Genomic DNA, 17,083 nt, shown 5'->3' with positions numbered 1-17,083 from the left:
AACCGCCGTATACGGAACCGTACGTACGGTGGTGTGAGAGGTCGGTAGCCGAATTAATCGGCTACCTCCTACTCGATCGTTAATTCTGACCCGCTTCCGGCACCTGATTTTCCGGCCGGTCCAGCAGGTGCTGCCGGCTGATGACGGTGGTGACGACCAGGGTCAGCAGCAGCAGGCCGCTGCCGGCGATGCCAAACAGCAAAGGCGCCGCGAAGTAATCAAACAGGGCCCCGAACACCAGCGTGCCGATTGGCGCAAGCAGCGTCGAAATCGTAAGGTCGAGGGAAAAAACGCGGCCTTGCAGATTCTGCGGAATGATCTGCTGCTTGAACGTGTTGGCGGGGGTGTTGATCAGCACCATCAGGACGCCGTTGAGCATGCTTTGCAGCCAGAAAAAGGCGGTGCTGAGCCAGCTGGGCCAGGAGAACAGGGCCGGCAGTCCGGTGGTTGTGAACATGGCGCCCAGCAGGAACAGGTTAAAGTAGGAAAAACGGATGGGGTGAGTGCGGATGGTGATGGCCGCCAGCAGAATGCCGCCGCTAAACATGCCCACGGCAAAGCCGGAATCCACCAGCCCGTATTGCTGGTTGGAAAGCTTCAGCGTCTGAATGAGCAGATAGGGCAGGCCAACATTCATGGCCGCAAACAGGAAGTTGACCGCGGCTGAGGAAATCATGATGGTCAGAATCAGTCGTTGGCTTTTGACGTAGGCGAACCCGGTCTTGAAGTTGTTCAGGACGGATTCGCGCGGCTGCGGCGTGGCTGGTTGGACGACTGGGCGGAATTTCAGCAGCAGGATCGCGACCAGCGCGGTCAGCTCGAACAGTACCTCGATGTAGGCGAAGGTGTCGATGGCCACCAGCGTGTAGAGCCACGCGCCAATCAGCGGCGCCAGGAAGGCGGCCAGGCTGGTGATGGACTGATTCAGCGAGTTGACCCGCTGCAGCTCTCTGCCCTCAAACAGCTGTACCAGGCTGGCGGTCAGCGTGGTGCTGAGAAAATTGTCGGTGACCTGCAGCACGATGATCAATGCAATCAGTTCCGCGAAGTACTGCGCGGGCCAGAGCTTAAAGACTGCCCCAAAAGCCACCAGTGCGGCACTGGTGACCACCTGCGCGCTCAGCATGATGCGCCGGTGGCTCATGGTGTCCACGACATAGCCGACAAACGGCGTCAGCAGCAGCGACACCACCGGTCCAGTGACCAGCGTGACACCCATGCTGAGGGCGGAGCCTGTGCGGTGCAGAATGTACAGGCCGATGGCAAAAGACAGCACGCTGGACCCGAACGTGCCGGCGAATTTTAAGACCAGCATTTTAATGGTTTGAGGGGTTAAATTCTTCAAGAGGATTCCTGACTTTCGTGGGCAATTTTGCTTGGCGCTGGCTTCAGTTGGCAGCTGCTGGCACCTGGTTCTCGGGCTTGTCATACAGATGGCTGCGTCTGATCAGACCAGTCACAATCAGCGTGAAAATAATCAGGACGATACCAGTGACGCCAAACAGCAGCGGGGCGGCGAGGTGATCAAACAGCACCCCGAACATTAACGTGCCCAGCGGGGCCAGCATCTGGGAAATCGTGCCGTCGAGCGAGAACACGCGGCCCTGCAGGTGATGCGGAATCACTTGCTGCATGAAGGTGTTGATTGGCGTGTTGATCAGCACGATCAAGACCCCGTTGACGATGTTTTGAATCCAGAAGTAGCCGGTGCTTAAAAGCCCCGTCCAGCGTAGCACGGCAGGCAGGCCGGTGAAGGTGAAGAGAATCGCCAGCAGAATGATGTTAAAGAACGAGAACTTGATCGGGTGGCTGCGCATCTTTAGCATTGACAGCAGGATGCCGCCGCCAAACATGCCGATGGCAAAGCCGGAGTCGACGAAGCCGTACTGGTTATTGGTCATTTTCATGGTTTGGATCAGCAGGTACGGCAGGCCGACGTTCACGGCGGCGAACAGGAAATTCAGAAAGGCCGAGGACACAGTCAGGATGAAGATCAGCTGCTGACTTTTCAGGTAGGCAAAGCCGGTCTTGAAATTCTGCCAGACGGATTCTTGTGCTTCCGCAGCCTCGACTGGCGATTGGGCCGCGAAGGGCTGAAACTTCAGCAGGAAAATGGCGACCAACGCGGTCAGCTCGAACAGCACTTCAATAAAGGCAAAGGTGTCGATCGACACCAGCGTGTACAGCATGGCTCCCATCAGCGGTGCCAGAAACATTGCCAGGCTGGCGATGGATTGGTTCAGAGAGTTGACCCGCTGCAGCTCATTGGGCGCAAACAGTTGAACCAGGCTGGCCGTCAGTGTCGTGCTGAGAAAATTGTCGGTCACCTGCAGCGCGACGATGAGGGCAATCATTTCCGGGTAATACTGCGCCGGCCAGAGCCGAAAACCGAAGCCGAACAGCACGAGCGCAATGCTGGTGGTGACCTGCGCGGTGATCATAATGCGGCGGTGGTTCATGGTGTCGACCACGTACCCGACAAACGGGGTCAGAATCAAAGAGACGATGGGGCCGGTGATCATGGTGACGCCCATGCTGAGCGCGGAGCCGGTGCGGTGGAGAATGTACAGGCCAATGGCAAATGAGAGCATGCTTGACCCGAAGGTGCCGGCAAATTTGAGCACCAGCATCTTGATGGTTTGAGGTGTGAGATTTTTCATAGCGAGCTCCTAGATGTAGTGGATCGTGACGTCGCCCATTTTAAAATCGCCGGCGAGGACTACGAGCGGACCGGTTTTGGTCGGGGTTTCGCCTTTTTCGGTGAAGTCGACCGCGAAGTTGCCCAGGTTGGGCTGAACGTTCCAGTCGCGGGGGATGTATAGGCTGATGTCGCCCATCTGACCGAGCACTTCGATCAAGGCCGGTTCGTTGATGATGGTTGCCTTGTCAAAAAAGACCTTGACGTCGCCCAGATTGGTGCGGATCACCGCGTGGCGGAAGTCGCCTTGCTGGACGTAGCGGGTGGCGCTGCCGAGTTTCACGTTGACGGTGACGTCGGCGGATTCACTGCTTGGCACGTAGCTTGGCGCTTGCTTGGCCTCTTTTTGCAGCTGCCGCAGCTCGCTGATCGTGTAATGCTTGTCATTAATGGTGACGACGCTGAAGTGGTGCTTTTTCAGCGGCTTGAACAGCAAGGTCAGGCCAATCGAAAGCAGCAGGGCTGCACCGAGAACTGTCCACGGCACGAGCTGCTGGATGCCCAGCGGTTTGGCGAAGAGCATCGCTAGAAACGCGAGGCTGAACGAGAACCCTGCGAACGACAGGCTGGCCAGGCTCTTGATGGCGGCGGCCACCAGGATCAGCACCAGGACCAGCGTCCAAAAGTGCAGGTGATAGGTGAACAGGCCGAGCTGGCTCAGCACTAAGATGCCGGCGCAGACGACGAAGAACAACCCCCAGAACCAGTGACCCCATTTAACTTGTTTGGTTTCCATTACAAACCCCTCATTTCGTTTAACCGCTCGACCAGCGCCTTGTAATAGCGCCGCGACGCGTAGACCTGTTTGTGACTGTTTTGAAATTCCACTAGGCAATCCGACAGCGAGCGGTTGATCGCCGCCACCTGGTTCAAATTGATGATCACAGATTTGGCCACCTGCATGAAACTGCCGGGCAGAGACTCGGCCAGCTCGTACAGCTTTTGCTTGCTGGTGAAAATGTCGTCCTTAGTGTGAACCTGGAGCGTGCGGTCCTGCGTTTCGATGAACAGGATCGTCGGCAGCGGCAGGAAGCGTTCCACCGTGTCTTGGAACACGGGCAGGGTCGGGGCAGTGGGTGCGGCCAACGCGCTTTTCATCGCGGCGGCCGTCTCCTGATCCTTGGCCCGAATGACCAGTTCTGGTTCCTTCAGATCCGGATCAGTTTCAACCCTGATTTTCATTGCCCCACCTCCTCGCTTGGTACTTCATTATTAGACCATTAAAATTCGCTGAGTGAAATACCTGGTGCGTATCCGGTCAAAAAAACCGCGTGACTGGTCAGGCACGCGGAAAGCGGATAACAGGTTTCAGAGAATATCGAGTTTTAGATGGGCTGCCTTGCAGCCTGCCGTCGAGTGGCAGTGCGTAAGCGGCAAAGCACTACACGCTGCTGCTTCTCTAGAAAGCCTGCTATGCAGGCTTTCGTCGAGTAGCGCGCTCTAAGCGGCAGAGCCGCTAAGAGCGCGCGTAAAAAAGGCCATCACTGGGTGGGTGATGGCCAAGGAGTAAGGATTGGCGAAACGGCTGGGCGGCCGTTTCGCGATTTTTACTTTGGAGGAGTAAAAATGAAAAAGTTGGGTATGGGTATGGAAATGAGTGGGTGGCTCATTTCTATACTGGTTACTTTAGTCCCATAATGTGAAGAAATTGTGACGTTCACGGCCCTAATCAAAAAAATTTTGCTGCGCCAAGCACAATCAATTGCCCTTTTCAAAATCAGGGCTTAGGCTGAGCCTGGAGGTGAATGAAATGGAGCTAACTTTTGACGACGCGGCGGCAGCGAAGATCCAGCCGCACCTGGGACCAGGCAAGAAATTACTATTAACGTTTGAGGATGGGGTCGGGCAGTACTCACAGCACGCCATGATCCACATGATGATTCAATTCACGCTGAATGTGGTGGCTCAAACCGCGCCCACCGACGGGTACAACGTCGTGGTCGACTCGAACCTGGGGCCGATCCTGATCAAGGATTACTCGGCTGAAGACCTGGACGAGCACCTGACCGTCCATCTGAACCAGACGTTGAACACCATGCAGCTCAGCGGGGATGGCGGCGTCATCGACAGTGACATGGGGTTCTTGGATTTTACTGAAAAGAAATAGGCCAACACGACTTTCTCTTGAATTAAGTGCCGCTTGGGTTAAAATTTAACCTGGCAATTGAATTCGGGAGGTTAAATTTTGAATTACACGTTTGAATCGGCACTGACGATCCATGAAATCAAGGCGCTTTACGGCGCTGTCCACATGACGCATTACCTCAATGACCCGGCGGAAACGGCGCGCGGCATTGCCAATTCGACGCTACTCACAGCGCGCGACGGCGACAAGCTGGTCGGCGTGATTCGCGGCGTGTCGGACATGCACACCATTGTCTTTGTGCAGGATCTGATCGTGCTGCCTGAGTATCAGCATCAGGGCATTGGCACCGAGCTGCTGGACCAATTCGACGAGTACTTCAAGCAGGTCGACCGCATTGTGATCGTCACGACCAATGAAGCCATGGCGGCTTTTTATGAACACGCCGGCTTTAAGCGCGGCAGCGATACGAAGGTGGCCACGTTTGTGCGGCCGCGCAAGCTGCTGGAGCCGAAGTTCTAGTCCGAGCAGGGAGGCAGACATGGAGCCAACAGAAAACGTCTCAAGAGAGCAAAAAGCCGAAGGGGCCAACCTGCTGCTGGAGCAGGGCTACATCACCGAGCGCGACGAGCCGGCCATGATGGACGAGAAGTGGTGCGATGAGTACCTAGCCCAAGTCAACGACGAGCTGCGCCTGCGCACGCTGACCCCGCGCGGCACCTTGAAGCTGTTCCACTACTACATGGGCCCTGGGTCGATCATTTTTGATCCCAAGCGCTTCTCCGAGGCGCAGGCTAAGGCCGTGCTCCAAAAGGCGCTGGGCTTTGCCAAATAGGCTCAATCGACAAAACAAGGTGAAGACGCCATGAAACGTCTTCACCTTGTTTTCATTTACCCTTCAAATGGTCCATCAAGGACGATCTTGCCAGTTTGGTGACCGGCCATCAAACTGGCCAGGCCAGCCTTGATGTTGGCAATGGTGATGCGATCGTAGCGGGTCGTGACGCTGGGATCGAGCAACCCGACTGACGCCAGCGTGGCCAACTGAGAGAGAATGTGGCCCTGGCTAGCCATGTCATGGTGGTAATCGCTTTTCGCGAACATGAACTCAAAGTCGAGGCTTGCCGCTTTGCCCTTGAGCGCGGTGACCTCCAGCGGTCCCTGCGGCGTCGCGAGCGCGCCGACGTGGCCAAACGGGGCGACCAGTTGCGCTGCCAGTCCCAGGTAAGGCTCGGTCGCGTATAAAATGGCGACGGCATCGACGATCGGATAGCCTGCCTGGTGGACGGCGCCGATCAAGTCGTCGTGGTAGTCCAGCGGGACGGCCGTGCCGTGTTGCGTCAGCCAGTCAAAATGCCGCGGACTGGCAGTGGCGAGCACGGTCATGCCGGTCCAGTGCGCCAGCTGGCTGAGCATCGAGCCCACACCGCCTGCGCCGTTGATGATCAGCAGGGTCTTGCCGCGGTTGGCGTCTGCGGCCGGGGTGAAGTGCATTTTTTCAAACAGCAGCTCCCAGGCGGTCAAGCCGACCAGCGGCAGCGCGGCCGCCTCGCCGGCCGTCAGGTTGGATGGCGCCGCGGCAATCAAATCGGCGGATACCGCCTGGTACTGCTGGAAGCTGCCGGGGCGCTTGGTGGTGCCGGCGTACATGACGCGCTCGCCTGGCTTAAACCGGGTGACGCGGCTGCCGACTGCGGCAATCGTGCCGCACGCGTCGTAGCCGAGGATGCGCGGCTGCGTCTGCTTGGCCAGGGCTGCGCGCTGCTTTTCATCGACCGGGTTGAGGGCGATGGCTCGGACCTGGACGACCACATCATTTGCCCCGGCACTGGGCCGCTTCAGGTCGACCGGGACCAGGCTGGCAGGATCATCGAGGGCCAGGCCGTCATAGGCGGCAAAGCCAAGGTTTTCGAACATAGAATACGACTCCCTTCGAATGTGCTATATTAATTGTAGCCGTTTTTGACTCGTCTGATGAACTTACTGAAAGAAGGCCGCGTATGCGCAGCAATAAAAAGGGGTCGCGGACCCAACTTTGGATCAACCTGCTCTTATTTGTGTTTGGCTGCTTGTTCAGCTGGTTTGCGTGGTACGTGACGCAGCCGCAGACGCCAATCGCGATGACCGCCGCGCTCAGCTTCGGCTTCGGCACGGTGATTCTCCTGGGGCTGTTGGCCTACTTTGATTCTGCCGCCCACACGCGCGTGACCCGGTTCTTCATCGACTTCCTGTTCGGTCTGGCCATCGTGGCGCTGCTGTACGTGTACTTGATCGGGCTGCTGCTGATGTGGCAGGTGATCGGAGCGACCGTGCTGCTGGTGGCGGCACTAGCCGGGCTGTTTGCCTTTCGCCAGCCGAATCGCCCAATCGACCGCGGCCCGATGCCGCCGGACTACTTCGGGGAGCAGGCGCACGACCATGACCCGGATGCCGGCAAGTAAGCCGGCTGGGCAAATTAAAACCGCTTGACCTGTCTGTGACGGGCCAAGCGGTTTTGCATTTCAATGAAAAAATTACTGGACCTGCTGCACGCGGATCTCGACGTTTTGCGGCACCCGCGGGCGCAGCACTTGGATCAGCGACTGCAGATCGCTGCGGAAGGTCAGGCGCACGAAGCGGCGGGCGGACAGGCCAAACACAGCCACGACCATGGCCTGGCCATTGGGCAGCTGCAGTGGGGTCAAGGTGACACCGACCAGGCGCGTGTAAGGGATGACCCGTGAGAACAGGCCCACGTTGATCAGGCGCGTTGGCGTCAGGCCGGTGCTGCCTGTCATCACGGTCAGAGTCAGGAAGGCCGCCATGAAGACGACATAGTACATGTTGCCGACGCCGGTGCTGACGAACCAGAAGCCAAAGAAGACGGCCATGACCAACTGAAAGGTCGAATACGCGCCGCGCACGTCGATTTTACTCTGCCAGAACAGGTAATACGCGCCCAGTCCGATCAGTGCGGCATCTAAAAGTATCAGAAAAGTGTTCATTTTGAGTTATCTGCTTTCTCCTGCGAGGTGAGTTGCAGGGTCTTGTCGGGAACATCGCTGGGGTAGAGCCCGGAGACTTGCTGGTACCATCTGAACAGGCGCACCACCACGATCTTGATCACCGCAAAGCCGGGGATCCCCAAGATCACACCCACCAGTCCGAACATGGACCCTGCTGTCAGCAGGACCACGACAATGGTGATCGGGTGCATTTCTAGTTTACTCCCCATGACAAACGGGGAGATCAATTGCGTCTCGAGCAGCCACTCGATGAAGAAGACGACGATTACCGCGATGAACATCTTCGGCCCCTGAATGGCGCCCATGATCAGCGCTGGCACCATCGCGAGCGCGGAACCAAAGTAGGGGATCAGGTTCAACGGTGCTGCCAGCATCCCAAAGATCAGGCCGTAGCGCAGGCCGATGATCGAATAGCCGACCATGAAAATGATCCCGACGGCGATGGCGACGGTCAGCTGGCCTTGCACGTACGAGCCGACCTTGACGTTCATCTCGTGCAGCATGTCGCCAAAGCTCTTGCGCTGCTTGGTTGGGACCAGGTGCAGGATCATTGGCGTGAACTTGTTGCCCTCTTTGAGCATGAAGAACAAAATGATCGGCGCGGTCGCCACGGTGACCACCACGGTGCCGACAGTGGAGATGATCGAAGACAAGGACGACAGCGTCCCCGACAAGATGGTCGAGCCGCGCTTGGAGACCCAAGTTTGGATCTCGCCGGCGAACTGACTCAGCTGCTTGTCGCTGAAAATGTTCTGCTGGTTATTCAGGTCGGTGATCCACCGGACGAACTCGTCCCAGTAAGTCGGAGTCGCATTAATGAAGCTGCGCAGCTGGCTTTCGATGGGCGGCACAACGCGAGTGATGGCTAGGACGATCAGCCCAATCACGAGGAGGAAGACCAACGCGATGGCCAGCAGTCGGTTGAGGCCGCGCTGATGCAACCAGTTGACGACGGGGGTGAGCATGTAGAACAGGATTCCGGCGAGGATGAACGGCGGGGCGACGATGCTCAGAAAACTGACCACAGGCTGAAACACCCAGGCAATTTTGGTGAAAATAAAAATCGCGAGCAACGCGAGCACCAGATCGACCAGGATCACGGCAAACTTGTTGTTTAAAAACCGCTGGTAAAACTGTGAGCGTTTCGTTTGCATGCGCGCACCCCTTTGAGTTTGTTGACTACTTCTATGATACCTAAATGAGGGGGTGAAAGCGAATCCGGCGCAAGGCTGATTTGTTTGTGAATTGTAAAGAATAAATGCCAAGTGCCGGCCGAATTGCCCCGAATGTAAATTGATTATATACAGAACCTTTACAAAAGCAAGAATTCGGGTATAATCATAACTATCAAAATTACGAGAGGGGGGCGTCCAATGAGTATGAAAGTCATGAAGTGGAGTCTGCGCGCATTGATTGCAGTGACCGTGGTCCTGCTAGTTGTCAATACCGTGCTCGGAATCGGGCTGATCGCAGTCGACATGTTGTTCGGCGGCGTCTACCTGATGCAGCGCAATAAGTGCGACCGCCGGCAGCTGCACCGGCTGGACCTGATGCATCGCTTCTAGGGTTCACATGAGACCGCTTGGGCGGCCTTTTTTGATGCTTACCGTAAGCCACAGTGCTTTTACTTGCAAACAAGCGTTCCCTCTGGTATGATAAAGAAAACTAGAGAGCGGAGGCGGACGGCCATGCCATCCCAAGCAAGTCAGAAACGTTGGAAGCAGATCCTACACACGATTCATGATTCAATTCAAACCAATGGGTTTCCACCAACCGTGCGGGAAATCGGCAAAAACGTGGGTCTGAGTTCCAGCTCCACGGTCGCTGCGTACCTCGACCGGCTCCTGGCGGAAGGCTACATTGCCAAGGACCCGGCCAAGCCGCGCACGCTGATGCTGACTAAGGCCGGCCTGTCATACATCGGCATTGCCGAAGAAGGTATCCCGATCGTCGGCACAGTTGCCGCCGGGGTGCCAATCACCGCGATTGAGAACATCGATGGCTACTTCCCGATTCCCGATGACCTGGAGTACATTGCGGATGACCTGTTCATCCTGGAAGTTTCCGGTTCGTCCATGATCAAGATCGGCATCCTGGATGGCGATAAGCTGATCATCAAAAAGCAGGAAACTGCCGAGAACGGTCAGATCGTGGTCGCCATGACCCAGGACGACGAGGCAACGGTCAAGCGCTTCTATCGCGAAAGTGGCGGTGTGCGGCTGCACCCGGAAAATGATTCCATGTCGGACATGTACTTCGATGACGTCTCCATTCTGGGTGTGGTCGTTGGCCTGTACCGCAGCGAAGTTAAATAAGCACAAACGTCAAAAGGCCGAGCCATCAAGCGGGTTTAGCTCAAAGCACAAGCGCCCCTGCGCCACGATTTGTTTTTAAAATCGCGGTGCAGGGGCGTTTGTGCGCTTGGACGTTGCTTTATGGAACGCGACTAAGCCATTTTGTCTTACTTTCTCTTTAATGTTTAATGGTGCTGAGGTCATCGTTTTTGACCTGCCGAAACAGGGGCCCGTCCGGCAGTTGTTTGATCTTGGTCGCACTGAGCTTCTGGAAGACCCATGTGCTGCTTTGCGCATTCGGCTGCGTGCGGCCGGTGAAGGTGTAGGTGTGCTTGCCCAAGGCGAGCTTGGCGGCAAACACCCCGGCGCTGGCGGTGGCATACCCGGCCTGAGCCTGCGAATAGCGCTGGACGTCCACAAAGTAGCCATCAGTTGAGGCGGTGATCTGCAGGACTTCACTCGCATCCGCAGTGTTGACCCAGTAGTGGCCGATCAGATCATCCATGCCGGCCTTGGTGTTGGGCCGTTTTTTCGGTGCCGCCTGTTTGCTGATTTTGACGCTGCTGCTCGAGCTGGTTTGCGGCGCTTTTTTTTGACTGCCACAGCCGGCGAGGACCAGCACCAGCGCAGCGCTAAGCAGAATTTTCTTCAATGTATTTACCTCACAGATGTTGCACTAAGGTCATGACGATTGGGATCACCACGATGGCAAACAGGGTGGTTGCGGAGACGGTGATCGCGGCGTTTTTCGAATCGGCGCCGTACAGCTTGGCGACGACCGGGGCGTTAGTCATGACCGGCATGCAGGACTGCAGGATGAAGACTTGCTTCATGAGCAGCGGGACCGGGGCGAAGGCGACCAGCGCGTACATCACCAGCGGCGCAAAGACGAAGCGCCCAGAGAACACGCCGAGCAGTTCGCGGTCGAAGCGGATGTTTTTGATGCCGGCCTGGTACATCGCGATGCCGATGAAGAACATGGAGCCCGGGATGGTCAGGTCACCAACGTAGCCTAAAGTGGCCGAGAGAAAGCTCGGCAGCTGCACATGCAGCAGGACGAGCACGACGCCGACCATGAAGCCCAAAAGCGGCGGCGAGAAAATTTTCCCCAGCGTCTGCTTGAGGTCAAAGTGGGCGGCGTGCGGGCCGTCGCGCTGGATCAAGTAAACCCCGATCGTCCAGAAAATGGTGGTGTTGGCCATGTAGTAAACCAGCACATACGGCACGCTTTTCGGCCCAAACAGCGCCAGGTTGACCGGCAGGCCGATAAACACCGTGTTGGAGTTAAAAAACATGGACTTGAACAGGCCGCGGCGCTTGGGGTCAACGCGAATCACGCGCGCCACCACAAAGGACAGGGCAAACAGGATGGCCATCGACAGCACTGGAAAGCGCAGGTCCGGCAGCAGTGCCGCCAGCTCCCTTGCGGAAAAGCGCGAGCAGATGGTTTCGATCATGTAGGCGGGCAGGGCGACCTGGGTGACGACCTTGGCGATCACACGGCTGGAGCGGTCGTTGAACCACCCCAGGGCGGTCAGCCCGTAGCCGATGGCGACCAGGATCAAGATCTCGGAGACCCCGCCTAAACTTGAGAGAAAACTAGTCAAAAAATTACTCCTCACATGCGGCAAACACCTTGCCGCTGGTTTTTCGCTGCGAGATTAAACGGTCAGCAGCGTTTGGATCAGGACGTCGAAAGCTTCGACCGGCCACGCCGGCGCGGCAAAATTCATGACGCTGGGGACTAAAGCGACGGTGGGGCCATCGTACTTCGCCAAGAAGCGGTCGTAGTAGCCGGCGCCAAAGCCGATGCGGGCGCCGGTGGCCGGTACGAAGGCGACCCCGGGCACGATCACCAGGTCGGGGTGCTGATCGACTGCGGCCTCAACGTAAGGGGGCTCGGGGATGCCGAACTTGCTGGTGACGCGATTGGCGCTGCCAGGGTCTTTCAAAAAGGCCATTTGGCGGTGCGGCATCACGCGCGGCAGCAGCACCGTTTTGCCGGCCTGCTGCGCCGCTTCGATAATGCCGCCGGTGGTCACTTCGATCGGGCCGCTGACGGTGGTGGCGATGGTGCGAGCGCTGTGCCATTGCGGCAGCGCCAGCAGCTGTGCGACCAGACCGGCACTTTCGGCCTGCGTTTGCTTGGCGGCATCATTGAGCCGCTTGAGCTGCGCCTTGCGGAATTCGGGTTTGGTTTGCACTAGCCGATCTTCTCCTTCAGATAGTCTGCGAGCACCGTGGCATTGTTGTCGGCTTCGTCCTTGGCCCCGAAAAGCAGGAGCACTTTGTCGGTGTCGAGCTTGCGAATTTTTTGCAGAAAATCCGGGGTTTCCGGATTGGCGTCGAGCTCGGCAATGTAGCGGCGGTTGAACTCTTCGGCTTTTGCCGGGTCGTGGCCGTACCACTTGCGCAGCTCGGTTGACGGGGCAATTTGCTTGGCCCAGTCGTCGAGCCGGGCGTTGACCTTGCTGACGCCGCGCGGCCAAACGCGGTCGACGAGCAGCCGGTACCCCTCAGGCTGTTCATGGGCGTAAATCCTAACGGGAATGAACTCCATCGTGAAGACTCCTTTCTGAAACGACCAATAACCAAATTAAAGGCTTATTCAAGCCGCGGGTCAAGGCAGTTGGGCCTGCCTTGAAGTGCTAAACTTAAAACCATCAAGTTCAGGAGGCGTGAGATGCATCTATTAACCACACTTGGCGTGAAAGGGAACAGTCCAGCCGCCGCCCCGCAGTGGCTGTCCGTTCAGGAGGCCACCCAGGAAGAATGCCACGACCTGGCCGCGCAGTATCACATCCCCATCGACTACATGACCCCGGTGTTCAACGCCCACGAAAATCCGCGCGTGGAAGGGATGGACGATAAAAGCGGGGCCGGTCTGATTCTGGTGCGCTGTCCGTACCAGACCATCAGCAAAAATGGGGAGCGGACCTACGCGACCAGTCCGCTGGCCATTATCATTCAGGCAGACCTGGTGACCACGGTCAGCCCGCGCAAGCTGACCATTCACAACCGCTGCCTGCAAGCCAGTGCGACCACGGCAGACCCAATCGTCTATTCGCTGAGTGTGCTGAATCTGGTGTTTGCCCAATTTCTCAATGACACGGACCAGCTGGCGTCGCAGACCCAAAGCATGGAAATTCGGGTCGGCAACGCCTCGCACAACACGCTGCTGTATGAAATCATGGCCGTGGAAAAAAGCCTGGTCTTTTTCACCTCGGCCTTAACGGATTCCCAGAATATCTGGCCGCAGCTGCAGGCGTCAGCTTATTTTGCCACCGACCCGGCTCACCGCCGCAAGCTGGTGATCGCTGAGCGCACCGCGCACCAGGCCTACACGCTGGCGCAATCCAACTCGGCGATCCTAGACCAGTATAATGCCACGGTGTCCTCAGTGGTGTCGAATAACCTTAACCTGATCATGAAGGTGCTGACCTCAGTGTCCATCATCATGACGATTCCGAGCATCGTCGGCAGTCTGTGGGGGATGAACACCCGCGTGCCGTGGCAGCAAAGCATCTGGGGTTTTTGGACGCTGATTTTTGCCACCGTTGTGCTGTGTGTGGCCACAGCATACTGGCTGCACAAGAAGGACTACTTCTAAAGCGTCGGACGTGCAAAGCGCAAGGGCACCTCTCTACAATTAAAGGTGGAGGTGCCGTATGCAAAAAGACTACGCGATCAAACAGTCGCAAACCACCAGCGCCACGGAGACCAGCGGGGCGTGCTGGCACTGTATCTTTGACCCAAGCGAGGCTGAGCTGCAGGCGCTGAAAACGCGCTACGATTTGCCGGACGGCTACGTGGAAGCGGCGCTTGACGACCACGAGGACGCGCGCGGTGAAGCGTTGCGCGAAGGCGCTGACGCCCCTGGCTTCATCCTGGTGCGCGAACCTTATGCCTACCAGGGCGATACGGGCTATCGCACGTACGAAACCATGCCGATCGCCTTGATTTTGCTCGCCGATGAGCTGGTCACAATCAGCCGCGACAAGCCGCGCCTCATGGATGCCTACTTGCAGGCGCTGGACCAGGTCGAAACCGCCGACAGCTTGGCCTTGCGCATCGTCGACCGGGTGCTGGAGTGCTACACCAAGGACATTGACGATATGGCCGAGAGCACGCACAAGATGGAAAAGCAGGTCAAGAATTCGGCCAAGAACACACTGATTTATGAAGTGATGAGTCTGGAAAAAGGGCTGGTGTACTTCAACGCTGCGCTGACTCGCACCAAGACCCTGGTGGCGGACATCCGCGATAGCGACCGTTATTTTCTGGCGGCCAGTGATGCCCGTGTCTTGTTTCTGCTGGACGTGAAGGTGCGCCAGATCCTGACGACGGTGGCAAGCACTGAGGAAATTTTGGATCAGTACAACAGCGCGATTTCCTCGGTGGTCGGCAACAACTTGAACCTGATCATGAAAATGCTGACGTCGGTGTCGATCCTGCTGGCGATTCCGCCCATCATTTCCGGCATTTTTGGCCAAAACACCTGGATCCCCTGGAAGGGTCAGCCGGTGTATGGGTTCTGGCTGACGCTGGCGCTGGCGGCGGGCATCAGCGGCGCCGTGGCCTGGTGGCTGCACCGCAAAGATTACTTCTGAGCGGCGTTGGTCATTTTCAGCGGGTCGACCCACGCGTCAAACTGTTCGGCTGTCACTGCACCTGAGGCGAGCGCTGCCTCGCGCAGCGACTGGCCGTTTTTTTGTGCCGTTTGAGCTAGCTTAGCCGCTTGCGCGTAGCCGATGTGCGGCGAAAGAGCCGTGACCAGCATCAGGGAGCGGTCGACCAATTCTTGCATGCGGGCCTGATTGACGCTGAGGCCTTGCAGTAGCAGCTGGTCGAACTGAGTCATGCCGCCGGCTAGCAGCGTGCAGCTTTCCAGCACGGTAGCGCCGATCACCGGCTTGTACACGTTCAGCTCAAAATTGCCCTGACTTTCGGCGATGGCGATGGTCGTGTCATTACCCATGACTTTCGCGGCGATCATGGTCAACGCTTCCGCCTGCGTCGGATTGACCTTGCCCGGCATGATCGAGCTGCCGGGTTCGTTGGCTGGGATGGTCAGCTCACCGTAGCCGCCGCGTGGGCCGGATGCCAAAAAGCGGATGTCGTTGGCGATTTTCATGAGGTCGGCGGCCAGCGTCTTCAAGGCGCCGTGAACGGCAGTCAGTTCGCTGTGAAAGGCCAGCCCGTGGAACTTGTTGGGCATTTCGGTGAAGGGCAGGCCAGTTAGCGTCGCAATTTGGGCAACCATGGCGGCCGTCTGCTCTGGGGTGGTGTTCAGGCCGGTGCCGACGGCGGTGCCCCCTAAAGCGAGCGTCAACAGCGGTGCCTGCAGCGCTTGCAAGGTGGCCGCGTCTTGTTCAAGGGTGGTACGCCAGCCGGAGACCTCCTGGCCGAAGGTGAGTGGGGTGGCGTCTTGCAAGTGGGTGCGGCCCAGCTTCACGACCTGGGCGTAAGCGGCCTCCTTTGCCTGCAGGGTCTGGATCATGGCCGCGGCCGCCTCAGCAACTTTGGTCACGGCCGGGTAAACGGCCATGTGAAGTGCAGTGGGGAAGGTGTCGTTGGAACTTTGACCGCGGTTGACGTCGTCGTTGGGCAGCACCGGCCGGCCCAGCGCGACGCTGGTCAGGTGAGCCAGCACCTCATTGACGTTCATGTTGGTTTGCGTGCCGCTGCCGGTTTGGTAGACGTGCAGCGGAAAGTCGGCCATCAGCTGGTCATCTGGCAAGGCCTGCAGCTGAGCGGCGGCGTCAATGATGGCCTGCCCGACCGCCTGGTTCATGCCTGCCTTCATGTTCACCGCAGCGGCAGCGGACTTAATGGTCAGCAGCGCCCGGATGATTGCCGCCGGCATCAGCGGGCCGGTTTTAAAGTTGTGGCGGGAGCGCTCGGTTTGCGGGCCCCAGGCCGCACCATCCGGAATTTCAACTTTGCCCAAGGCGTCTTTTTCAATGCGCATTATTGCTCTCCTTCTTTTAATAATAATTGCAGCAGTTGATCGGTGGCCGGCGTTTGCCGCAGTGTGCGGCTGGTGACCAGCGCGATGTCAAAGGTCGGCTGGCCGGGATCGGTCAGGGGGATGGTCACCAGGTGATCGGCCGGTTGGACCGCAATTTGCGCCAGCAAGGCGATGCCGACGTTGGCCTGCACCATGTGTTTGAGCAGCGCCACGTCTTGCGTGCGGTACACCACGCTGGGCTGAATGCCGGCGGTGTGGGTGAACCATTCGAAGGCTTTGGTGTGGACAAAGCCTTCGGCCAGGGTCACGAATGGTTCGTTTTTGAGTGCCGCAAATGCCAACTGCTTGCGCGCAGCCAGCGGATGCTCTGGCGATACCACCACCGTGAACGGCACGCGCCGCAGCGGCTGCACGGTCAGAGCTGGCGCGTTCAAGGGGCCGGTCGACCCCAGCAAGGCGCCGTCGAGGTGGCCCGCGCGCAGGTCGGCCAGCAGATTCTGCGAGCCGGCTTCAACGGTTTGCAGCTGGTCGATCAGTCCCGCCTGCATCAGTGCCGGTGCGAGCGTCGGAAAGTAGAAGTTGCCGATGATTGGCGGCAGGCCGAAGCGAATTTTACCGCTGCGAGCGCGCGCCAGCTCGGCCTCAGCAGCGGTCAGCTCCGCGGTGATCACACGGACGTGGCCAGCCAGCGTTTCGCCGGCCGGCGTGACGGTGATGCGGGCGTGGCTTTGGTCGCGGTCGATCAGCTGGATGCCGAAGTGCGTCTCGAGGCGTTTCAGCGCCATCGTGATGGTCGGCTGGGTAACACCAAACTGGGCTGCCACCTGAGAGAAGTTTTTGATTTTGGTCAACGCCTCAAAGTATTCCAAGTCGCGCGTGTTCATGTTTTTCCCCCTTGCTCATATAAAGAAAGATTAACACAAAAGCCCCTGAACGGGATGAAAATTCAGTGAAAAGAGGATGACATGGTGCCGTGCGTACGTAAGCGGCAATTAATTATTAAATTAATTTTGCGGCGTGAAAATGACGCGC

The 17,083-nt window shown here is 57.8% G+C and carries 21 protein-coding genes; 8 read left to right on the top strand and 13 right to left on the bottom strand.

Annotated elements, in window-relative coordinates:
- Positions 1–79: 79 nt before the first annotated feature.
- Genes EKM86_RS06215 through EKM86_RS06200 form a run of 4 tightly spaced genes read right to left on the bottom strand, consistent with a single transcriptional unit; the run spans position 80 to position 3,880 of the window.
- A complete protein-coding gene (locus EKM86_RS06215) occupies positions 80–1,345 on the bottom strand; it encodes an MFS transporter (RefSeq protein ID WP_164506188.1) in 1,266 nt (421 codons plus the stop codon).
- Positions 1,346–1,388: 43 nt separating this feature from the next.
- Positions 1,389–2,660, bottom strand: a complete 1,272-nt coding sequence (locus EKM86_RS06210) for an MFS transporter (RefSeq protein ID WP_125756143.1) — start codon at positions 2,658–2,660, stop codon at positions 1,389–1,391.
- A 9-nt stretch (positions 2,661–2,669) separates the two neighbouring features.
- A complete protein-coding gene (locus EKM86_RS06205) occupies positions 2,670–3,434 on the bottom strand; it encodes a LiaF transmembrane domain-containing protein (RefSeq protein ID WP_125756141.1) in 765 nt (254 codons plus the stop codon).
- On the bottom strand, positions 3,434–3,880 hold the full coding sequence (locus EKM86_RS06200; protein ID WP_125756139.1) for a LytTR family DNA-binding domain-containing protein: 447 nt from the start codon (positions 3,878–3,880) through the stop codon (positions 3,434–3,436). The genes EKM86_RS06205 and EKM86_RS06200 overlap by 1 nt, the downstream gene beginning before the upstream one ends.
- Before the next feature lie 568 nt (positions 3,881–4,448).
- On the opposite strand from EKM86_RS06200, the gene EKM86_RS06195 reads away from it, so the two are divergent.
- From EKM86_RS06195 to EKM86_RS06185, 3 genes are all read left to right on the top strand, one after another.
- On the top strand, positions 4,449–4,805 hold the full coding sequence (locus tag EKM86_RS06195; RefSeq protein ID WP_125756137.1) for an iron-sulfur cluster biosynthesis family protein: 357 nt from the start codon (positions 4,449–4,451) through the stop codon (positions 4,803–4,805).
- A 78-nt stretch (positions 4,806–4,883) separates the two neighbouring features.
- Entirely contained in the window at positions 4,884–5,303 is a 420-nt protein-coding gene (locus tag EKM86_RS06190; RefSeq protein ID WP_125756135.1) for a GNAT family N-acetyltransferase, read from the top strand.
- 19 nt (positions 5,304–5,322) lie between these two features.
- Positions 5,323–5,616 carry a hypothetical protein gene (locus EKM86_RS06185; protein ID WP_125756133.1) on the top strand — a complete coding sequence of 98 codons (294 nt, stop codon included), beginning with the start codon at positions 5,323–5,325 and terminating at the stop codon, positions 5,614–5,616.
- A gap of 56 nt (positions 5,617–5,672) precedes the next feature.
- On the opposite strand, the gene EKM86_RS06180 is transcribed toward EKM86_RS06185, so the two are convergent.
- Entirely contained in the window at positions 5,673–6,698 is a 1,026-nt protein-coding gene (locus tag EKM86_RS06180; protein ID WP_125756131.1) for a zinc-binding alcohol dehydrogenase family protein, read from the bottom strand.
- 83 nt (positions 6,699–6,781) lie between these two features.
- Here EKM86_RS06180 and EKM86_RS06175 point away from each other — a divergent pair, with 83 nt between their 5' ends.
- Positions 6,782–7,222 (top strand): hypothetical protein, encoded by a 441-nt coding sequence (locus tag EKM86_RS06175; protein ID WP_125756129.1) that lies wholly within the window; start codon positions 6,782–6,784, stop codon positions 7,220–7,222.
- A 72-nt stretch (positions 7,223–7,294) separates the two neighbouring features.
- On the opposite strand, the gene EKM86_RS06170 is transcribed toward EKM86_RS06175, so the two are convergent.
- Positions 7,295–7,765, bottom strand: a complete 471-nt coding sequence (locus EKM86_RS06170) for a hypothetical protein (RefSeq protein WP_125756127.1) — start codon at positions 7,763–7,765, stop codon at positions 7,295–7,297.
- Positions 7,762–8,940: an AI-2E family transporter gene (locus EKM86_RS06165; RefSeq protein ID WP_125756125.1), complete on the bottom strand. Its 1,179-nt coding sequence runs from the start codon at positions 8,938–8,940 to the stop codon at positions 7,762–7,764. Before EKM86_RS06165 ends, EKM86_RS06170 begins: the two co-directional genes overlap by 4 nt.
- A 219-nt stretch (positions 8,941–9,159) precedes the next feature.
- On the opposite strand from EKM86_RS06165, the gene EKM86_RS06160 reads away from it, so the two are divergent.
- Together EKM86_RS06160 and lexA are read left to right on the top strand one after the other, a co-directional pair.
- Positions 9,160–9,351, top strand: coding sequence for a hypothetical protein (locus EKM86_RS06160; RefSeq protein ID WP_125756123.1), 192 nt, complete (start codon positions 9,160–9,162; stop codon positions 9,349–9,351).
- Between the two features lie 123 nt (positions 9,352–9,474).
- On the top strand, positions 9,475–10,101 hold the full coding sequence (gene lexA, locus EKM86_RS06155; RefSeq protein WP_125756121.1) for a transcriptional repressor LexA: 627 nt from the start codon (positions 9,475–9,477) through the stop codon (positions 10,099–10,101).
- 157 nt (positions 10,102–10,258) lie between these two features.
- On the opposite strand, the gene EKM86_RS06150 is transcribed toward lexA, so the two are convergent.
- Genes EKM86_RS06150 through EKM86_RS06135 form a run of 4 tightly spaced genes read right to left on the bottom strand, consistent with a single transcriptional unit; the run spans position 10,259 to position 12,640 of the window.
- The gene (locus tag EKM86_RS06150; RefSeq protein ID WP_125756119.1) at positions 10,259–10,732 is read right to left on the bottom strand and encodes a hypothetical protein; all 474 of its coding nucleotides are present in this window, start codon (positions 10,730–10,732) and stop codon (positions 10,259–10,261) included.
- A gap of 10 nt (positions 10,733–10,742) precedes the next feature.
- Entirely contained in the window at positions 10,743–11,687 is a 945-nt protein-coding gene (locus EKM86_RS06145; RefSeq protein ID WP_125756117.1) for an AEC family transporter, read from the bottom strand.
- Positions 11,688–11,741: 54 nt separating this feature from the next.
- On the bottom strand, positions 11,742–12,284 hold the full coding sequence (locus EKM86_RS06140) for a 5-formyltetrahydrofolate cyclo-ligase (RefSeq protein ID WP_125756115.1): 543 nt from the start codon (positions 12,282–12,284) through the stop codon (positions 11,742–11,744).
- Positions 12,284–12,640: a DUF488 domain-containing protein gene (locus EKM86_RS06135; protein ID WP_125756113.1), complete on the bottom strand. Its 357-nt coding sequence runs from the start codon at positions 12,638–12,640 to the stop codon at positions 12,284–12,286. Before EKM86_RS06135 ends, EKM86_RS06140 begins: the two co-directional genes overlap by 1 nt.
- Positions 12,641–12,763: 123 nt before the next feature.
- Here EKM86_RS06135 and EKM86_RS06130 point away from each other — a divergent pair, with 123 nt between their 5' ends.
- On the top strand, positions 12,764–13,690 hold the full coding sequence (locus EKM86_RS06130; protein ID WP_125756111.1) for a magnesium transporter CorA family protein: 927 nt from the start codon (positions 12,764–12,766) through the stop codon (positions 13,688–13,690).
- A gap of 58 nt (positions 13,691–13,748) precedes the next feature.
- Positions 13,749–14,690 carry a magnesium transporter CorA family protein gene (locus EKM86_RS06125; RefSeq protein ID WP_125756109.1) on the top strand — a complete coding sequence of 314 codons (942 nt, stop codon included), beginning with the start codon at positions 13,749–13,751 and terminating at the stop codon, positions 14,688–14,690.
- On the opposite strand, the gene EKM86_RS06120 is transcribed toward EKM86_RS06125, so the two are convergent.
- Both EKM86_RS06120 and EKM86_RS06115 read right to left on the bottom strand, forming a co-directional pair.
- On the bottom strand, positions 14,681–16,051 hold the full coding sequence (locus EKM86_RS06120; protein WP_125756107.1) for a class II fumarate hydratase: 1,371 nt from the start codon (positions 16,049–16,051) through the stop codon (positions 14,681–14,683). The two genes, EKM86_RS06125 and EKM86_RS06120, sit on opposite strands and share 10 nt — an antisense overlap.
- Complete coding sequence (locus tag EKM86_RS06115; RefSeq protein WP_125756105.1) at positions 16,051–16,935, bottom strand: LysR family transcriptional regulator; 885 nt, start codon at positions 16,933–16,935, stop codon at positions 16,051–16,053. Before EKM86_RS06115 ends, EKM86_RS06120 begins: the two co-directional genes overlap by 1 nt.
- Positions 16,936–17,083: the final 148 nt, after the last annotated feature.

Origin of the sequence: Lacticaseibacillus hegangensis (assembly GCF_003946465.1) — a bacterium.
GTDB classification, from domain to species: Bacteria; Bacillota; Bacilli; order Lactobacillales; family Lactobacillaceae; genus Lacticaseibacillus; species Lacticaseibacillus hegangensis.
The sequence above is the reverse complement of the archived record's forward strand: the minus strand, read 5'-3'. Positions and strand labels throughout refer to the sequence as shown.